We start from the raw sequence: 17,416 nt of genomic DNA, 5'->3' as shown, positions 1-17,416 counted from the left end.
CCATGCAGCATGCAGAAGTTCTAGGGTGACATCGACAGGCACCGCCACACCTCTCACGCCGCGCTAACTGAAGAGGGACGCATAGGCGTTCAGGGCGGGCTGGCCGCCGAGGTGGGCGTACAGGACGTTCGACCCGGGCGGGATCTCGCCCCTGGTCACGAGGTCGACGAGCCCGGCCATGGACTTGCCCTCGTACACCGGGTCGGTGACCATCCCCTCCAGCCGGGCGGCGAGGCGCATCGCGTCGAGGGTCTGGTCGTCGGGAACGCCGTAGGTGCCCGCGTGGTAGCGCTCGTCCAGGACGATCTCGTCGTCGGACGGCGTGGGGCCGCCGATCAGCTCGGCGGTCGCGCGGGCGATGCGGGTGATCTGGTCGCGGGTCTCGGCGGGCTTGGCGGAGGCGTCGATGCCGATGATCCGGCGGTCCCGGCCCGCGAATCCGGCGACCATGCCCGCCTGGGTGCTGCCGGTGACCGAGCAGACGATGACGGTGTCGAAGAAGACGCCCAGTTCGCGTTCCTGCGCGGCGACCTCCTGGGCCCACCGGGCGAAGCCGAGCCCGCCCAGGCGGTGGTCGGAGGCACCGGCCGGGATCGCGTACGGGCGTCCGCCGTTCGTTTCGACCTCGGCGAGCGCCTGCTCCCAGCTCTCCTTGAAGCCGATGCCGAAGCCCGCCTTGACAAGGCGGACGTCCGCGCCGAGCAGCCGGGACAGCATGATGTTGCCGACCCGGTCGTAGCCCTCCTCAGTCCAGTCGACCCAGCTCTCCTGGACGAGGACGCAGCCCAGGCCGAGGCGTGCGGCGACGGCCGCGACCTGGCGGGTGTGGTTGGACTGCACGCCGCCGATCGACACGAGCGTGTCGCAGCCCTGGTCCAGCGCGTCGGCCACCAGGTATTCGAGCTTGCGGGTCTTGTTGCCGCCGAACGCCAGGCCGGAGTTGCAGTCCTCGCGTTTGGCCCAGACGCGGACGGTTCCGCCGAGGTGTTCGGTCAGCCGGTCGAGGGGGTGGACGGGTGACGGTCCGAAGAGAAGGGGGATCCGGGGGAACGCGTCGAGATCCATACGCTCGAGTATTCACGCAGGTCGGACAGGGAACAACCGGGAGGTGCGGAGGAAGAGGGACACGACCGCGACGCTGGCGCACGAGGCCCACGAGGTGAAGGCGGGTGCCGCCAGGGCGGCCGTCCTCGGGGTGAACGACGGCCTCGTCAGCACGTTGTGCATCATCCTCGGCGTGGCCGGGGCGGGGTCGGGCCAGAACGCGGTCCGGCTCGCAGGGCTGGCAGGGCTGATCGCTGGAGCGGTGTCGATGGCGGCGGGCGAGTGGATCTCGGTGACCGCCCAGGTCGAGCTGTTCAAGGGCGTCCTCGGCAGCCTCAAGGGGCTCATCGCGAACGACCGGGCCGAGCTGATCGACAAGCTGGCACAGACGTTCCGGAACGACGTCGGGCTGTCCGAGGAGACCGCGAGGAAAGCGGCCGAGGAGATCGGGAGCGACGACACGAGGCTGTACGAGACCAGCGCGTTGCGGCTCGTCGGCATCACGACCGACGAGCTCGGCTCGCCGTGGACCGCCGCGTTGTCGTCGCTGCTGCTCTTCACGCTGGGCGGGCTGGCGCCGCTGCTGCCCTGGCTGTTCGGCAGCGGCGCGGCCGCGGTCGTCTGGTCGATCGCGCTGACGGCGGCCGGCGGCCTGGTCGTCGGCGGCGTGGTGGCCAGGTCCAGCGACCGCCCGGTGCCGTACGGCGCGTTCCGCCAGCTCCTCATCATCCTGCTGGCGGCGGGCGTCACCTACGGCTGCGGACTGCTGGTGGGCGGCACCGGGCTCGGCTGAGCGCCGAGCCCGGTGGTTCAGGCGAGGTTGCCGGCGGTCACGGACACCTCGACCTCGGCCGAGGTGTCGGCGCCCATGGCCACGGCGAGCTTGCGGTGGCGGGCGGCCTCGGCACCGCGGTTGCGCCGCTCCAGCGTGCGGGCCAGCGCCTCGTACGCCCAGCCGTTGCAGGGGTCGAGGTCGACGAGGGCACGGAAGGTCTCCTCGGCCCGGCCGAGCTGGGCGCTGTGGAAGTAGGCCCGGCCCAGCAGCTCGACGGCGGCGCGGTTGGACGGCTCCCCGGCCACGATCGGGGTCAGGATCCGCGCGGCCGAGATGTAGTCCTTGGCGTCGAAGAACATCGTCGCGCGCTGGAACTCCTCGTAGGTGGTCATGTGGGGCCTCCCCTCGGTCGGGTGGAACGGCCGGTACAACCGGGGGGTATCCCTGTTTGTTCCCTAGGCGAAGTCGGCGGCGTGGTCGGTGGCCCACTGGGCGAACGTGCGGGCGGGCCGGCCGGTGATCCGTTCCACGGTGGGGAACACGAAGGCGGGGACGCCGACCGAGGCCTCCCAGCCGGCGAAGAGCGTGTCGAGGATGAACGGCGGGACGAACCGGCTCATCTGCTCGCGCGCGACCTCCGGCGGGAGCTCCTCGTAGCGCAGCGGCCGGCCGATGGCCGCGCCGACGAGGGCGACCTGCTCGGCGGCCGTCAGCGACTCGGGCCCGGTCAGCTCGTACACGTGGCCGGTGTGGCCGGGGGCCGTGAGGGCGACGACGGCGCAGTCGGCCAGGTCCGCCTCGTGCACGGGGGCGCTGAAGGCCCCGGCGTAGGGCGCCCGGACGACGTCGCCAGCCTTGGTCTGGGCCGCCCAGGGCAGGGCGTTCGTGGCCATGTGCGAGGAACGCAGGAACGTCCAGCCCAGGCCGGAGTCGCGGAGGGCCCATTCGATCTCGGCGTGGTAGGCGGCGATGGGGTTGTCCTGGTCGGCCGGGCCGCCGTCGTCGTCCACCGCGCCGGACGACAGGAACACCACCCGTTCGACACCGGCCTTCTCCGCGGCGGCCACGAAGCCGGGGCCGCAGCCGGGCACGGCGAAGAGGAAGACCGCGGTGACCCCCTCCAGGGCGTGGTGCAGGGTGCCGGGGTCGGACAGGTCGCCCTGGACGATCTCCGCGCCGGCGGGGAGCCGCTCCGCCTTGGCGGGGTCCCGGACCAGCGCGCGCACCGGTACGCGCCGCTCGGCGAGGCGGGTGACGACGTGGCGGCCGACGGTGCCGGTGGCACCTGTTACCAGGATCATGCGCGTTCCTCTCTTCGCGGGCGGAAGAACGATCCCAGGGATCGCGGCAAGCTTCTTGCCGCAATGGACGCCAGAATGGGGACCATGTTGGAAACGTCGGCGCGGTTGTTGCGCCTGCTGTCCCTGCTGCAGAGCCGCCGCGACTGGACCGGCGCCGAACTGGCCGAACGGCTGGAGGTCAGCGCCCGTACGGTCCGCTACGACGTCGGCAAGCTGCGCAGTCTCGGCTACCCCGTGCACGCCGTCCCCGGGGTCGCGGGCGGTTACCGGCTCGGTGCCGGGGCCGCGCTGCCGCCGCTGCTGCTCGACGACGAGGAGGCGGTCGCCGTGACCGTCAGCCTGCGGACGGCGGCGGGCGGCAGCGTCACCGGCATCGAGGAGTCGTCGGTCCGCGCGCTCGCCAAGATCGAGCAGGTGCTGCCGCCGCGGCTGCGGCATCGGGTCAGCGCCCTGAACGCCTACACCGTCCCGCTGCCGGCCGGTGCTCCCCCGGACCCCGTGGACGCGGACACGCTGACCACGGTGGCGGCCGCGTGCCGGGACCACCGGCGGCTGCGGTTCGGCTACCGCACCCATGACGGCACCGACGACGTGCGCGAGGTCGAGCCGTACCGCCTGGTGCACACCGGCCGCCGCTGGTACCTGGCCGCCTGGGACCCGTCGCGCGACGACTGGCGGACGTTCCGCGTCGACCGGCTCACGCCCCGGAGCCCGGCCGGGCGTTCGTTCACGCCGGACCGTGAGCCCCCGCCCGACCTGGTGCCGCGGAGCATCGAGACGGCACTGACCCGGCTGCGCGCCCGCGTGACCGTGCACGCGCCGGCCGAGGTGATCAGCGCGCGGCTGCCGCCGTCGGTGCCGGTCGAGCCGGTGGACGCGGAGACCTGCGTGGTGCACGCGGGCGCCGACGGCCCGGAACGGCTGGCGCTGTACCTGCTGGCGCTCGACGCCGACTTCGAGGCCGACGGGCCGCCCGAGCTCCTCCGGGTGCTGGCTCAGCTGGGCCGGCGCTGCAACTCGGCGTCGATCGCGGCCGAGAAGGAGGCCAGGTCGTAGTCCCCCTCGTAGATCGTCCCGTTGATGAAGAAGGTCGGCGTCCCCATCACGCCGCTGCGCTCCCCCTCGTCCAGGTCCCGGTTGACGCGGTCGCGGTGGCGGTCGATGTCCGCCCACGGGTTGTCGATGCCGAACTCCCGGGCGTAGCGGGTGAGGTCGGCGTCGGTGAGGGCGAGCTGGTTGCGGAAGAGCCGGTCGTGCATCTCCCAGAAGAGCCCGTGGTCGGCGGCGGCCTCGGAGACGAGCGCGGCCGGGACCGCCCGGGGATGGATCTCGCGGAGGGGGAAGTGCCGGAAGACGAAGCGCACCTCGTCCCCGTACCGTTCGCGCAGCCGCACGAGCGTCTCTTCGGCCCGGCCGCAGTACGGGCATTCGAAGTCGCCGTACTCGACCACCGTGACGGGCGCGTCCGCGGGCCCCAGCGCATGGTCGTCGGCGGTGACGGGCGGCAGTGGTTCGGGCTCCACGTCGCGCTCGTCGGGCAGGCGCGGCGGGGCGCAGACGGCGCCGCGGTTCCACGCCAGCCGGAAGATCAGCCAGCCGAGCATGGCCGACAGGATCGACCCGGCCAGGATGCCGATCTTGGCCTGGCTCATCAGCTCCTGGTCGTCGGAGAACGCCAGGTCGGTGATGAACAGCGACACGGTGAAGCCGATGCCCGCGACCGCGGCGCCGCCGAACAGCTGCCCCCAGACCAGGTTGCCCGGCAGGTCGCCCCAGTTGAGGCGCAACGGGATCCACGTGCCGAGCGTGATGCCGACGAACTTGCCCAGCAGGAGGCCGAGCGCGACGCCGATGGTGATCGGCGAGGTGGCCGCCTCCCGCAACGTCTCGCCGTCCAGCTTCACGCCCGCGTTGGCCAGCGCGAAGATCGGCACGATGACGTAGCTGGTCCAGGGGTGCAGGCGCAGCTGGAGCCGCTCGTTCACCGACACGATCCGCTGCACGCTGCGGGTCGCCTCCCGCGCCAGCTCGGGGCTCGGGTCGCGCGACAGCTGCTGGACCAGCTCCCCCGCGCGCAGCGCCTTGTGGTCGCTCGGCGCGTACACCAGGACGAGCGCGCCCAGCAGCAGCCCGGCGAGCGTGGGGTGCACGCCGCTCTCGACCATCGCGGCCCACACCCCGACGCCGAGCAGCACGTACGCCGGCGCCCGCCAGATGTTGAACCAGCGCAGCGCGACGATGAGCCCGACGAGCACGATCGCGAGCAGCAGCGCGGGCACCGACAGGTCCTCGGTGTAGAAGATCGCGACGACCAGGATCGCGCCCACGTCGTCCACGACGGCGAGCGTGAGCAGGAACGCGCGCAGCGGCTCCGGGCAGCGGGTCCCGATGACCGCGAGCAGGCCGAGCACGAACGCGGTGTCGGTGGCCATCGGGATCCCCCACGCGTGGGCGCCCTCGCCGCCCGCGTTGAGCGTGAAGTAGATCAGGGCGGGCACGATCATCCCGCCCAGCGCCGCCATCACCGGCACCGCGATCAGCCGCCGGTCGCGCAGCTGCCCGACCTTGACCTCACGGCTGATCTCCAGGCCGACGACGAAGAAGAACAGCGCCATCAGGCCGTCGTTGACCCAGTGCTTCAGGTCCAGCGCGAACGCCTGGTCGCCGAGGTGCAGCGACAGGTCGGTGTGCCAGAACGTGTCGTAGGTGTCGCCCCAGGGCGAGTTGGCCCACACCAGCCCCGCCACGGTCGCGGCGAGCAGCACCAGCGTGCTGCCCGACTCGGTGGTGAGGAAGGAGCGCAGGCCGTCCGGCACGACCCGCCCGGCCATCGACTGCGCCGTGGAGCGCCCGGACGCGGGTCCCCCGGAGACCACGTCAGCGGCCCGTCATAGGCGGATCACGGTCTTGCCGTGCGACCCGCCCGCGCGGCTGCGCATGATGGCGGCGGGCGCGTCGGCCAGCGACGCCTCGTCGTGCACCATGACCCGCAGCCGGCCCGCGTCGATCAGCTCGGCGATCTCGGTGAGCAGCTCCGGCGTCGCCTCGTTGTTGAAGTTGAGCCCGCGCAGCTGCTGCGCCTCCATCTTGTCGGGGTTCACCGACCAGAGCGGGCTGATGTAGGTGCCGCCGGGCCGCAGCAGCGCGGCCAGGCGGTCGACGCCGGCCTGGTCGCTGACCATGTCGATGATCACGTCGATGCCGTCGGCGTGGGCGCGCAGCACCTGCTCGTTGAGGTCGCCGAGGCCGTGGTCGACGATCTCGTCCGCGCCGAGGCGGCGCATCTCGTCGGCCATGCCGGGCCGTGCGGTGGCGATCACCTTGGCGCCGCGGTCGGCGGCCAGCTGCACCGTGGACTGGCCGACGCCGCCGGTCGCGCCCACGACCAGCACGGTCTGGCCCTCGTCGAGACCGGTCTTCTCGACCATGTTGAACGCGGTCGTGGTGGCGGTGGGCACCGCCGCGGCCTGGCTGTAGATCATGCCCTCGGGCATGCGGGCGACGGCGGCGCCCGGCGTGACGATCGCGTACTCCGCGAAGCTGCCCAGCCCGCGCGGCGCCATGAAGAACTGCCCGTAGACCTGGTCGCCGGGCCGGAACGCGGCGCCCTCGTCCGCCGGACCGGGGCCGACCGCCTCCACCACCCCGGCGCCGTCGGTCCCCATGACCAGCGGGAACGCATGGTCGACGGCGTCCTTGAGCATGCCGTCGGCGATCTTCCAGTCGACCGGGTTGAGCCCGGCGGCGACCATCTTGACCAGGACCTCGCCCGGTCCCGGCTCCGGCTCGGGCAGGTTCATCAGCGCCGGTGTGGCGCCGAACTCGGACACTGCGACGGCTCGCATGATCATTCCCCCGATGTGCGTACTTTCTCCCCGGAGGATGATCTACCCAGCGCCCCGCCGTTCAGTCGGCCGGGCCGTCCGGCCAGGCCGGAGGGCCTATTCGGCCAGGTCGGACGGCTATTCGGCAGGACGAGGGAATCCCGGCGTCGGGAATCCCGGCGTCGGGAATCCCGGGGTCGGCAGGGGCGGATCGCCAGGCCCGGGCGTGGGCTCAGGGAAGTCGGGAATGTCCGGCTTGCCCTTGCTGACGCGCAGCGTGACGGTCTCGCCAGGCTCGGCCGACCCGGGGCCGGGCTCCATCTCCGCGACGGTGCCCTTCTCGTACCGGTCGGACTCGACCTGCCGGCCGACGTCCGCCCGGAACCCGGCGGCCCGGAGCCGGGAGATCGCGGCGCTGAGCTTCATGCCGCGCACGTCCGGGATGTTGATCTTGTCCTCGCCCGACCCCTTGCTGAAGTAGCGCGAGGGCGGCTGGTGGAAGGGCGTCGCCGAGCGGCCGGCGAGCGCCCCCGCCATGCTGTCCTGCCAGATCGGCGCCGGGATCGTCGCGCCGAAGACCGCGCCGTAGCAGGTGCCGTTCATGCAGAGGCTGTCCATCGGGTAGCGGTAGCCGCCGCGCGGGTCGCCGACCCAGACCGCGGCGGCCAGGTCGGGGGTGTAGCCCGCGAACCACGCCGCGGAGAAGTTGTCGACCGTGCCGGTCTTGCCCGCGGCCGGGCGGCCGATGCCCATGCCGCGCGCGGTGCCCCTGGTGATCACGCCGCGCAGCACGTGGTTGACCGCGTCCGCGACGCCCTTGTCCAGCACCTGCTCGCATCCGGCGCTCGGCACCTTGACCCGCTTGCCCTGCGCGTCGGTGATGCGCTTGATCGCGATCGGCGCGCAGTACTCGCCGCGGGCGCCGAACGCCGCGTACGCCGCCGCCAGCCGCAGCGGCGAGACCGGGTTGAAGCCGAGCGTGAACGAGGCGTACTGCTCCATCGGCTTGCCGTTGGCCTGCTTCATGCCCAGCCGTTCGGCCATCTTGACCGTCTCGCACAGGCCGACCTCGCGTTGCAGCGCGAGGAAGAAGGTGTTGACCGAGTGCTGGGTGCCGGTGGTGAGGCTGAACATGCGGCCGCCCTCACCGTCGGCCGAGTTGCGCAGCGAGGAGCTCGGATCGCCGACCCGTTCGCCCTTGCAGTTGCGGTAGCCGGTCGGGGTGAAGCGGCGCGGCGCCATGATCCGCGTGCCGAACGGCATGTCGTCCTCGAGCGCCGCGGCGAGCGTGAACGCCTTGAACGTCGAGCCGGCCTGCATCCCGATGCTGGACCCGTGGCTGGCGTCGGCGGCGAAGTTGATCCAGGTCTTGCCGCGCACCTTGTTGGACCCGAGCTGCCGGTCGACGACCAGGCCCTTGATCTCCCCGGTGCCCGGCTCGACGAGGGCCTCGGCGGCGGCCTTGCCGGCCGAGTTCCTGCGCGGGACGTGGGAGTCGACGGCGCGCTGCGCGGCCTTCTGCGTCTGCCAGTCGAGCGTGGTGTGGATCGTCAGGCCGCCGCGCTTGAGCAGCCGTTCGCGCGCCTTGGGGGTCGCGCCGAACACCGGGTTGGTGAGGATCTCCCGCTGGACGTAGTCGCAGAAGAACGGGGCCTTGCTGGTGACGCACCCGTTGGGCGTCTCGTGCAGGTCCAGGCCCAGATCCTGGGCCGCGGTCGCGGCGGCGGTCGCGCCGTCGATCCAGCCGAGGTCGGCCATGCGCTGGAGCACCACGTTGCGCCGTTCCTTGGCCCGGCCCGGATAGCGGGTCGGGTCGTAGGCGTACGGGTAGCGGATCACCCCGGCGAGCGTCGCCGCCTCGTTGAGGTCGAGCTTGGCCGCCGGCTTGTCGTAGTAGTGCCGGGCCGCCGCCTCGATGCCGTACGCGCCGTCACCGTAGTAGGCGATGTTGAGGTAGCGGCGGAAGATCTCGTCCTTGGAGAACCGGCGTTCCATCGCCACCGCGTAGCGCAGCTCGCGGATCTTGCGGGCCGCGCTCAGCTCCTTGGCGGCCTGGGCCTGCTCCTGCGACTCGGCCTGGGTGAGCAGCAGGTTCTTCACGTACTGCTGCGTGATGCCCGACCCGCCCTGCTGCACCTCGCCCGAGCCGAGGTTGCTGGCGAGCGCGCGCAGCGTGCCCTTGGAGTCGAGCGCGCCGTGCTCGTAGAACCGGCTGTCCTCGATCGCCAGCACGGCCCTGCGCGCGATCGGGGAGACCTGGTCGATCCGGACGTCGATGCGGTTCTGGTAGTAGAACGTCGCGATCGTCGAGCCGTCGGACGCCAGGATCTTGGAACGCTGCGGCACGCCGGAGACGTCGAGGTCGGTCGGCTCGCTCTGGAACCAGGTCGAGGTGTCGCGGGCGCCGACGCCGACCGCGCAGGCCGTGGGCAGCAGCATCAACGCGACGAGCACGCCCGCGAGCAACGCGAGACCGCCGAGGCCCCGGATCGCCCGGGCCTTCTGTCGCGCGCCTCCACGACCTCCACCCTCTCGGGCACCAGCCAGCACGGGCCCAGCGTAAACGGGCGGCCTCCGGCGGGCCACCCCATGCGCGATCTTTAGGACCTTCCGCCAACCGGCATCCGCCAGGTCACCCGCGGCGGGTGTTGCGCGCGAGCCCGATCTCGGGCCGTGGTCAGTCCGCCTGCCGCGTGCGTTCCCAGTCGTGGACACGGTCGCGGAATACCCGCGCGACGGCCCGCAACTCCGCCTCGGGGTCACGGCCTTCCGCGCGTGCCTCGCGAACCAGGGCGAACAACCTCGCCCCGACATCGCCGTCCTGACCGGTTGCGGCCCGGTCGGCGAGCTCGCCGGGCGCCTCGGCGCGCTCGGCGCGGCGCAGGAGCTGGGCGGCCAGGGTCAGCGCGGGCTGTCCCATCGGCACGCCGTCGAAGATCGACGCCTCGCCGCCGTTCCTGGCCTCGCGCTCGGCGGCCTTGATCTGCTCCCAGTTGGCGTTGACCTCGTCGGCGCCGGAGACGGTCACGTCGCCGAAGACGTGCGGGTGGCGGCGGACGAGCTTGTCGACGATCCCGGCGGCGACGTCGTCGATGGTGAACGCCGTCTCGTCGTCGCGTTCGGAGGCGACGACGGCGTGGAACGCGACCTGCATCAGCACGTCGCCGAGCTCCTCGCGGAGCGCGCCCAGATCGCCGTCGTCGATGGTGTCGGCGACCTCGTACGCCTCTTCCAGCAGGTACGGGACGAGCGAGGCGTGGGTCTGCTTGGCGTCCCACGGGCAGTCGCGGCGCAGCGTGTCCATCACCGAGACCAGGTCGAGCACCCGGGCGCCGGGCAGGTCGTACGAGCCGTGCAGCACCTCGATCTCGACCGGGTCGCCGACCACCAGCTGCCCGATCTCGCGCATCAGCCGTTCGTCGCCGTCGGGGTCGGCCACCCAGACCACGCCCACCGGCCCGGCACCGGCCGACTCGGCGCGGGCGGCGGCGACGAGGGCGCCGGGGTCGGGGTCGGTGACGGTCTCGACGTGGACGCCCGCCTCGTGCAGGTAGGGCAGGAGCGGGTGGTCGACGCGGGCCAGCACCCGGGCCGCCGATCGCAACGTCTCCCACGCCTTCCAGCCGAGGAGCCCCGGCGCGACCCGGTGGGTGGTGGCCAGCAGCGTCAAACCCATGATCAGTGCCTCATCCCCGATGCTCCGTCCTCAGTACCTCGTTCTCAGTACCTCGTTCTCAGTACCTCGTCCTCAGTGCACGCCCGTCTCGACGGCCGACAGCCGGGTGGTGACCGGGGTGATGGTGATCCGGTTCTTGTCGAACGAGCCGAACCGCGGGTTGATCTTGATGGAGAGCTTGTCGGCGGTGTTGCGGAGCAGCGCCACGGTCTGCTGCTGCGACTGGAGCGTGGCCGGGCTCTGCTGGTCGCCGTCCGCGCCGAACTTGCGCAGGATCAGCTCCTGCGACTTCTGCATCTTGGCGAAGTCGCGGGTGAACGCCTTCGGCAGCCCGATCGCCACGACGATCGACTCGGCCGGCGCCTGCCGGCTCATCAGCCCGACCATCTCGTCGACCTGGGTCTCGGTCACCGAGACGCCGGCGGCCTTGGTCGCGGCCTCGGCGATCTCGAAGTTGACCATCATGTCGAGGGTGTTGCGGGTGCTGCAGTCGGGCGCCTCGGTCCCCATCGGCTGCGCCTGCCGCTGGCTCTCCAGGGCCGCCCGGACCTGGTTGGCCACCTGGTCGGCCCGGAACTGCTTCTGGCAGTCCAGCACCGCCTGGTCGAGCGTGGACGTGCTGATGCGGTCGCCGCCGACGAGCGCGGCGGCGCCCATCCTGAGCGGCTCGTCGCCGCAGCCCGTCAGGGCGCCGGCGAGCACCGTCCCGGCGAGCGCGAGTTTGACAGTGGTTCCGAGCACGGCAGTCCCATCCGATCCGTGACCAATCCTCGACTTGATCACTTACGAGTTCGAAAGCTTACAGCCGGGGGCTTAGGCTCTGGCGGGCTCCAGGAACAACGCCTCAACCAGGTCGGTGGCCCACTTGAGCAGCTCTTGGTCCCGCAGCGGCCGGCCGCCGAGCACTGCGGTCTTGGGGGTCGGCACCAGCAGCGTATTGGTCGCGGGCTTGAGGATGCTCTTCGGGTAGAGGCGTTGCAGCCGCACCTGCCGCGAATCGGGAAGGTCGACCGGGGCGAACTTGACGAAGTTGCCCTGGAGCGCGATCTCGGTGAGCCCGGCCCGGCGGGCCTTCGCCCGGAACCGTGCCACCTCCAGCAGGTTGAGCACCGGAACGGGCAGCGCGCCGAACCGGTCCTTGAGCTCCTCGTGCACGGCGCCGATCTCCGCGTCGTCGGTGATCGCCGCGATCCGGCGGTAGGCGTCGAGGCGCAGCCGTTCGCCCGGCACGTACTCGTGCGGCAGGTGCGCGTCGACCGGCAGCTCGACCTTGGTCTCGGGCATCTCCCGGACGCCGCCGCCCTCCTTGAGGTCGCGCACCGCCTCGCCGACCATCCGCACGTAGAGGTCGAAGCCGACGCCGGCGACGTGCCCGGACTGCTCCGCGCCGAGGATGTTGCCCGCGCCGCGGATCTCCAGGTCCTTCATCGCCACGTACATGCCCGCGCCGATCTCGGTGTGCTGGGCGAGCGTCGCGAGCCGCTCGTGCGCGGTCTCGGTCAGCGGCGACTCCGGCGGGTAGAGGAAGTAGGCGTACGCGCGCTCGCGGCCACGGCCGACCCGGCCCCGCAGCTGGTGCAGCTGGGAGAGGCCGTACATGTCGGCCCGGTCGACGATGAGCGTGTTGGCGTTGGGGACGTCCAGGCCGGACTCGACGATCGTGGTCGCGACCAGGACGTCGAAGTTCTTCTCCCAGAAGTCGACCATGACCTTCTCGAGCTCGTGCTCGTTCATCTGGCCGTGCGCGACCGCGACCCGCGCCTCGGGCACCAGCTCCGCCAGGTTGGCGGCGACCCGGTTGATCGACCGCACCCGGTTGTGGACGAAGAAGACCTGACCCTCGCGCAGGAGCTCGCGGCGGATCGCGGCGGCGATCTGCTTCTCCTCGTACGGGCCGACGAACGTGAGGATCGGGTGCCGCTCCTCCGGCGGGGTGAGGATGGTCGACATCTCGCGGATGCCGGTGAGGCCCATCTCCAGCGTGCGCGGGATCGGGGTGGCGGACATGGCGAGCACGTCGACCTGCGTGCGCAGGCGCTTGAGCTCCTCCTTGTGCTCCACGCCGAAGCGCTGCTCCTCGTCGATGACGACCAGGCCGAGATTCTTGAACCTGGTCTGCGACGACAGGATGCGGTGCGTGCCGACCACGACGTCGACGGTGCCGTCGGCGACGCCGCGCAGCGTCTCGGCGATCTCCCCGTCGCTCTGGAACCGGCTGATCGGCTTGACCGTCACCGGGAACGCGCCGAACCGCTCGGAGAACGTCGACATGTGCTGCTGCACCAGCAGCGTGGTCGGCACCAGCACGGCGACCTGCTTGCCGTCCTGGACGGCCTTGAACGCGGCGCGCACCGCGATCTCGGTCTTGCCGTAGCCGACGTCGCCGCAGATCAGCCGGTCCATCGGGACCGGCTTCTCCATGTCCTCCTTGACCTCCTCGATGGCGGCGAGCTGGTCGGGCGTCTCCACGTAGGGGAACGCGTCCTCCAGCTCGCGCTGCCACGGGGTGTCCTGGCCGAACGCGTGGCCGGGCGAGGCCATCCGCGCCGAGTAGAGCCGGATCAGCTCACCGGCGATCTGCTTGACCGCCTTGCGGGCCTTGGACTTGGCCTTGGCCCAGTCGGCGCCGCCGAGCCGGTGCAGGCTGGGAGCCTCGCCGCCGACGTAGCGGGTGAGCTCCTCCAGCTGGTCGGTCGGCACGAAGAGCTTGTCGCCGCGCGCGTACTCCAGGATCAGGTATTCGCGGGTGGCGCCCTGGACGGTCCTGCTGATCATTTCGACGTAGCGGCCGACGCCGTGCTGCTCGTGCACCACGTAGTCGCCGGTGCGCAGCTGGAGCGGGTCGATGCCGCCGCGCTTGCGCCGCGTCGGCATGCGCAGCAGGCCCTTGGTGGACGACTTCTGCCCGGTCAGGTCGGACTCGGTGAGCACGGCCAGCTTGAGCGGCTCCATCACGAAGCCGTTCTCCAGCAGACCCGTGCTGACGTTGACCACCGACGGCCCGGGGGGCTCCGGCAGGTCGGTGAGCCTGGCGCCCAGGCCCTCCTCGCCCATCAGCTGGACGAGGCGCTCGGCGGGGCCGTGCCCGGCGGTGACCAGCACGACCCGCCAGCCGTCGGCGACCCAGCCCTTGAGGTCGCCCACGACGCGCGCCGTGTCGCCCCGGTAGGCCTCGGCCGCGTGCACGCCGGGCTGCACGGCCTCGCCCTCGGGATTCAGCGCGGTGACGGTCCAGCGCGGCAGCCCCAGCTCGTTGCTGTGCTCCCGCACCTCCTCCAGCGAGCGGAACGAGGCGGCGCCCAGGTCGATCGGCGCCTCTCCCCCGGCGGCGGCGTTGACCCAGCTCGCCTCCAGGAACTCCTGGCTCGTGCGGACGAGCTCGACCGAACGGGTGCGGATGCGCTCGGGCTCGCACACCAGCAGCGACGACCCGTCGGGCAGCAGGTCGGTGACGAGCTCCATGTCGTCGGCGAGGACGGGCGAGAACGCCTCCATGCCCTCGATGGTGTCGCCGTCGGCGATCCGGCCGAGGACCTCCTCCAGCGCCGGGTGCTCCTCGGCGAGCCGCTTGGCCCGTTCCCGCACCTCGGGCGTCAGCGGCAGCTCGCGGCACGGCGGCGCCCACAGCCCGTCCTGCGCGACCTCCAGCGAACGCTGGTCGGCCGCCTTGAAGTAGCGGATCTCCTCGACCGTGTCGCCCCAGAACTCCACCCGCAGCGGGTGCTCCTCCGTGGGCGGGAAGACGTCGAGGATGCCGCCCCTGACCGCGATCTCGCCGCGCTTCTCCACCAGGTCGACCCGGTGGTAGCCGGCGTCGACCAGGCGCCGGACGACGTCGTCCATGTCGTCCTCGTCACCGCCGCGCAACCGCACCGGCTCGAGGTCGCCGAGCCCGGACACGATCGGCTGGAGCACGGCGCGGATGGGCGTCACGACGACGTCGAGCGCCCCGCCGGAGCCGTCGACGGCCGGGTGGGTCAGCCGCCGCAGGACCGCGAGCCGCTGGCCGACCGTGTCGGAACGAGGCGAGAGCTTCTCGTGCGGCAGCGTCTCCCAGGCCGGGAAGTGCGCGACCCGGTCGGGGTCGAGCAGGCTCGTCAGGGCGGCCGTCAGGTCCTCGGCCTCCCGCCCGGTGGCGGTGACGGCCAGCACCACGCCGCCGTTCGTCGTCGCGCGCGCCAGGGCCGCGCCCATGATCGGCCAGAAGGAGGGGGGCGCGACCACGTCGTGGTCGACGCGTGCCGTGGCGAGGGCACGCTCCAGCCCGGAGTCGGTACACGCCAGATCAACAAGTCCAGAAAGCGTCATCATCGCCCGTTTACTCATCCGCCCCGCCGGGCCCATCGAACCCGCGGGGAGCGCCCCCGCCTGCACCCGGGGCAGCCCGAAACCCGGAGATCCTGCGGTGGATCTCCGGTACCGCCTCCAGCCTACGCGCCGCCACCGGCCACCCGCGCGGCCACCTCAAGATCCATTCCACTGGAGTCGGCGAGACGGTCATGTGTAGTATGAGACAAAAGCGTCTCATACTGAACGAGATTGACTCATCATGGTCACCAGCGAAGAGAAGATCGTCGCCGCGGCGATCAAGCACCTCAACCAGGAGCCGACGGCCTCGATGGCCCGGCTCGCCGAGGCGATCGGCATCAGCCGGGCCACCCTCCACCGGCACTTCGCCAGCCGCGAGGCGCTGATCCACGCGCTCGGCGTACGTTCGATCGACCGCTGGGAGGAGTCCCAGGACAACGCCGGGATGGCGGCGGCGGCCGAGTCCGGCGACGCGGAACGGATCACCGCGGCACTGCACCAGGTGGTCGGCCTCTATCTCGTGGACGCCGACGAGTTCGGCTTCGCGCTCACCGACCACTTCATGGCCGAGATGCCCGACCTCGTGGCCCGTTCGGAGGAACTGGTCGAACGCGAGGTCACGTTCTACACGGCGGCCCAGCGCGCCGGGGTGCTCCGCGACGACCTCCCCGCCCACTGGATCGCCGAGTCGCTCTACGGCCTGCTCATCGGCGCCAGGGACAGCCTGCGCTGGGGCACCGTCGCGCGCCGCCACATCGACCGCCTGGTCCTGACGACCTTCCTGGACGGCAACGCCGCCCGCCCCACTCCGCCCCTCTCTCACCCCCGGGGGATCACATGACCGTCACCACGAACGTCAAGGGCGCGCCCGCGCACCCGCCGCCGCATCCACGGCGCTGGGCCGGGCTCGCGGTCCTGTCGGCGAGCCTGCTGCTCGTCGTCATGGACATCACCGTGCTGAACGTGGCGCTGCCCGACATCTCGGCCGACCTGCGGCCCGACTCGGTCGGGCTGCTCTGGATGGTGGACGTCTACTCGCTGGTCGTCGCCGGCCTGCTGGTCACCGCCGCGAGCCTGGGCGACCGCTGGGGCCGCAAGCGCATGCTGCTGGCCGGTTTCGGCGTCTTCGGCGCCGCGTCCGCGGCCGTGCTGGTCGCCGACAGCACCGCCCAGGTCATCGCGATCAGGGCGCTGCTCGGCATCGGCGGCGCGATGATCATGCCGTCCACGCTGTCGATGATCCGCAACCTGTTCACCGACCCGAGGGAGCGGGCGACGGCGCTCGGCGTCTGGGCGACCATGGCGGCGCTCGGCGGCGCGCTCGGCCCCATCGTCGGCGGGGCCCTGCTCCAGCACTTCTCCTGGCACTCGGCGTTCCTGGTGAACGTGCCGGTGATGGTGGTCGCCATCGTCGCCGGGATCTTCCTGCTCCCCGAGTCGCGCAATCCCCGGCCGGGCCGCTGGGACGCGCTCGGCACCGCGCTGTCGATCGTCGGCATGGTCGCGCTGGTCTACTCGATCAAGCACTTCGGCAAGGAGGGCCTCACCGACACCGCCGCGCCGGTGTCGGCGGTGATCGCCGTCGTGTCGCTCGGCTGGTTCCTGCGGCGGTGCCTGCGCCGTCCCGACCCGATCCTGGAGATCCGGCTGTTCCGGCGGCCGACGTTCAGCGCGGGCGTGATCACGGCGCTGCTGGTGAGCATCGCCATGGCCGCGACCATGCTGCTCATGGCGCAGTGGATGCAGCTCGTCCAGGGCTACTCGCCGTTCGAGACCGGACTGCGGCTGCTGCCCGAGGCGATCGCCGCGGGCATCGTCTCGCCGCTGGCGCCCGCGCTCGCGGCCCGCATCGGCGCCCGGGTCGTGCTCGCGGGCGGGCTCGCCGTCAGCGGCCTCGGCTACCTGGTCCTCTTCCTGGGGCCGCGGCCGCTGGGCTACGGCACCGTCGCGCTCTCCCTGGTCCTGGTCGGCATCGGCCTCGGCTCGCTGGCCATCGCGTCCGCGGTCATCATGGCGGGCGCGCCGGCGGAGAAGTCGGGCAGCGCGGCGGCCATCGAGGAGACCAGCTACGAGCTCGGCGGCACGCTCGGCGTCGCGGTGCTGGGCAGCGTGGCCGCGGCCGTCTACCGCGCCGACCTGCCGGCGTCCGACCTCACCGCGGGCGGGGTGCCCCCGTCCGCCGTCCACGCCGTCCGCGAGTCGCTCGGCGGCGCGATCGACGTCGCGCGCGAGGCGGGCGCGGCCGGGGCCGGGCTCGCCGCCAGGGCGCAGGAGGCCTTCACCGAATCCCTCCAGTGGGCCGGGCTAGCCGGTGGCGTCCTGCTGCTCGGCGCGGCCGTCGTCGTCTTCGCCATGACACCGCGGGACATGGACGTCTCCGCAGGTCACCACTGATCGTGGAACGGGCGGCGGGCCGGCGTGGGGACGACACGGGCCATGCCAAGAATGGGCAAATAGCGGACAGTGCGCAGTCGGGCGATTACGCTGC

13 protein-coding genes are annotated in these 17,416 nt (G+C 72.0%); 4 read left to right on the top strand and 9 right to left on the bottom strand.

What is annotated here, in order from left to right; all coding sequences use genetic code 11:
* Nucleotides 1-63: 63 nt before the first annotated feature.
* A complete protein-coding gene (locus tag ABZ810_RS22020; RefSeq protein ID WP_358405826.1) occupies nucleotides 64-1,065 on the bottom strand; it encodes a 1-aminocyclopropane-1-carboxylate deaminase in 1,002 nt (333 codons plus the stop codon).
* Between the two features lie 43 nt (nucleotides 1,066-1,108).
* On the opposite strand from ABZ810_RS22020, the gene ABZ810_RS22015 reads away from it, so the two are divergent.
* A complete protein-coding gene (locus ABZ810_RS22015) occupies nucleotides 1,109-1,837 on the top strand; it encodes a VIT1/CCC1 transporter family protein (RefSeq protein WP_358405825.1) in 729 nt (242 codons plus the stop codon).
* Nucleotides 1,838-1,854: 17 nt separating this feature from the next.
* Here ABZ810_RS22015 and ABZ810_RS22010 read toward each other — a convergent pair whose 3' ends face one another.
* Both ABZ810_RS22010 and ABZ810_RS22005 read right to left on the bottom strand, forming a co-directional pair.
* Entirely contained in the window at nucleotides 1,855-2,211 is a 357-nt protein-coding gene (locus ABZ810_RS22010; RefSeq protein ID WP_358405823.1) for a tetratricopeptide repeat protein, read from the bottom strand.
* Nucleotides 2,212-2,274: 63 nt separating this feature from the next.
* On the bottom strand, nucleotides 2,275-3,120 hold the full coding sequence (locus tag ABZ810_RS22005) for an NAD(P)H-binding protein (protein WP_358405821.1): 846 nt from the start codon (nucleotides 3,118-3,120) through the stop codon (nucleotides 2,275-2,277).
* A gap of 84 nt (nucleotides 3,121-3,204) precedes the next feature.
* On the opposite strand from ABZ810_RS22005, the gene ABZ810_RS22000 reads away from it, so the two are divergent.
* A complete protein-coding gene (locus tag ABZ810_RS22000) occupies nucleotides 3,205-4,176 on the top strand; it encodes a WYL domain-containing protein (RefSeq protein ID WP_358405819.1) in 972 nt (323 codons plus the stop codon).
* On the opposite strand, the gene nhaA is transcribed toward ABZ810_RS22000, so the two are convergent.
* The 6 genes from nhaA to mfd form a co-directional block, all read right to left on the bottom strand.
* Nucleotides 4,116-5,996: a Na+/H+ antiporter NhaA gene (nhaA, locus tag ABZ810_RS21995; protein WP_358405816.1), complete on the bottom strand. Its 1,881-nt coding sequence runs from the start codon at nucleotides 5,994-5,996 to the stop codon at nucleotides 4,116-4,118. The genes ABZ810_RS22000 and nhaA overlap by 61 nt on opposite strands.
* 12 nt (nucleotides 5,997-6,008) lie before the next feature.
* Nucleotides 6,009-6,965, bottom strand: a complete 957-nt coding sequence (locus ABZ810_RS21990; RefSeq protein WP_358405815.1) for an NADP-dependent oxidoreductase — start codon at nucleotides 6,963-6,965, stop codon at nucleotides 6,009-6,011.
* A gap of 117 nt (nucleotides 6,966-7,082) precedes the next feature.
* The gene (locus ABZ810_RS21985; RefSeq protein ID WP_358405813.1) at nucleotides 7,083-9,398 is read right to left on the bottom strand and encodes a penicillin-binding protein; all 2,316 of its coding nucleotides are present in this window, start codon (nucleotides 9,396-9,398) and stop codon (nucleotides 7,083-7,085) included.
* A gap of 223 nt (nucleotides 9,399-9,621) precedes the next feature.
* Complete coding sequence (locus ABZ810_RS21980) at nucleotides 9,622-10,620, bottom strand: MazG family protein (protein WP_358405811.1); 999 nt, start codon at nucleotides 10,618-10,620, stop codon at nucleotides 9,622-9,624.
* Between the two features lie 72 nt (nucleotides 10,621-10,692).
* Nucleotides 10,693-11,361, bottom strand: a complete 669-nt coding sequence (locus ABZ810_RS21975) for a hypothetical protein (protein ID WP_358405809.1) — start codon at nucleotides 11,359-11,361, stop codon at nucleotides 10,693-10,695.
* Nucleotides 11,362-11,433: 72 nt separating this feature from the next.
* Nucleotides 11,434-14,928 (bottom strand): transcription-repair coupling factor, encoded by a 3,495-nt coding sequence (gene mfd / locus ABZ810_RS21970; RefSeq protein WP_358405807.1) that lies wholly within the window; start codon nucleotides 14,926-14,928, stop codon nucleotides 11,434-11,436.
* 241 nt (nucleotides 14,929-15,169) lie between these two features.
* Between mfd and ABZ810_RS21965 the strand changes: the two genes are divergently transcribed.
* Nucleotides 15,170-15,769: a TetR/AcrR family transcriptional regulator gene (locus ABZ810_RS21965; RefSeq protein WP_358405805.1), complete on the top strand. Its 600-nt coding sequence runs from the start codon at nucleotides 15,170-15,172 to the stop codon at nucleotides 15,767-15,769.
* The gene (locus ABZ810_RS21960; RefSeq protein WP_358405803.1) at nucleotides 15,766-17,322 is read left to right on the top strand and encodes an MFS transporter; all 1,557 of its coding nucleotides are present in this window, start codon (nucleotides 15,766-15,768) and stop codon (nucleotides 17,320-17,322) included. Before ABZ810_RS21965 ends, ABZ810_RS21960 begins: the two co-directional genes overlap by 4 nt.
* The last annotated feature ends 94 nt before the right edge of the window (nucleotides 17,323-17,416 follow it).

It is taken from the genome of Spirillospora sp. NPDC047279 (assembly GCF_040643285.1).
Lineage (GTDB): Bacteria > Actinomycetota > Actinomycetes > Streptosporangiales > Streptosporangiaceae > Spirillospora.
Note: the sequence above shows the minus strand (reverse complement) of the source record. Positions and strands in the feature narration are given on the sequence as shown.

What these genes read in the sequence shown, in the direction of transcription:
- ABZ810_RS22020 (WP_358405826.1), bottom strand. Translation starts at nt 1,065, where the DNA reads ATGGATCTCGACGCGTTCCCCCGGATCCCCCTTCTCTTCGGACCGTCA.
- ABZ810_RS22010 (WP_358405823.1), bottom strand. Translation starts at nt 2,211, where the DNA reads ATGACCACCTACGAGGAGTTCCAGCGCGCGACGATGTTCTTCGACGCC.
- ABZ810_RS22005 (WP_358405821.1), bottom strand. Translation starts at nt 3,120, where the DNA reads ATGATCCTGGTAACAGGTGCCACCGGCACCGTCGGCCGCCACGTCGTC.
- ABZ810_RS22000 (WP_358405819.1), top strand. Translation starts at nt 3,205, where the DNA reads ATGTTGGAAACGTCGGCGCGGTTGTTGCGCCTGCTGTCCCTGCTGCAG.
- ABZ810_RS21990 (WP_358405815.1), bottom strand. Translation starts at nt 6,965, where the DNA reads ATGCGAGCCGTCGCAGTGTCCGAGTTCGGCGCCACACCGGCGCTGATG.
- ABZ810_RS21980 (WP_358405811.1), bottom strand. Translation starts at nt 10,620, where the DNA reads ATGGGTTTGACGCTGCTGGCCACCACCCACCGGGTCGCGCCGGGGCTC.
- mfd (WP_358405807.1), bottom strand. Translation starts at nt 14,928, where the DNA reads ATGACGCTTTCTGGACTTGTTGATCTGGCGTGTACCGACTCCGGGCTG.
- ABZ810_RS21965 (WP_358405805.1), top strand. Translation starts at nt 15,170, where the DNA reads ATGGTCACCAGCGAAGAGAAGATCGTCGCCGCGGCGATCAAGCACCTC.
- ABZ810_RS21960 (WP_358405803.1), top strand. Translation starts at nt 15,766, where the DNA reads ATGACCGTCACCACGAACGTCAAGGGCGCGCCCGCGCACCCGCCGCCG.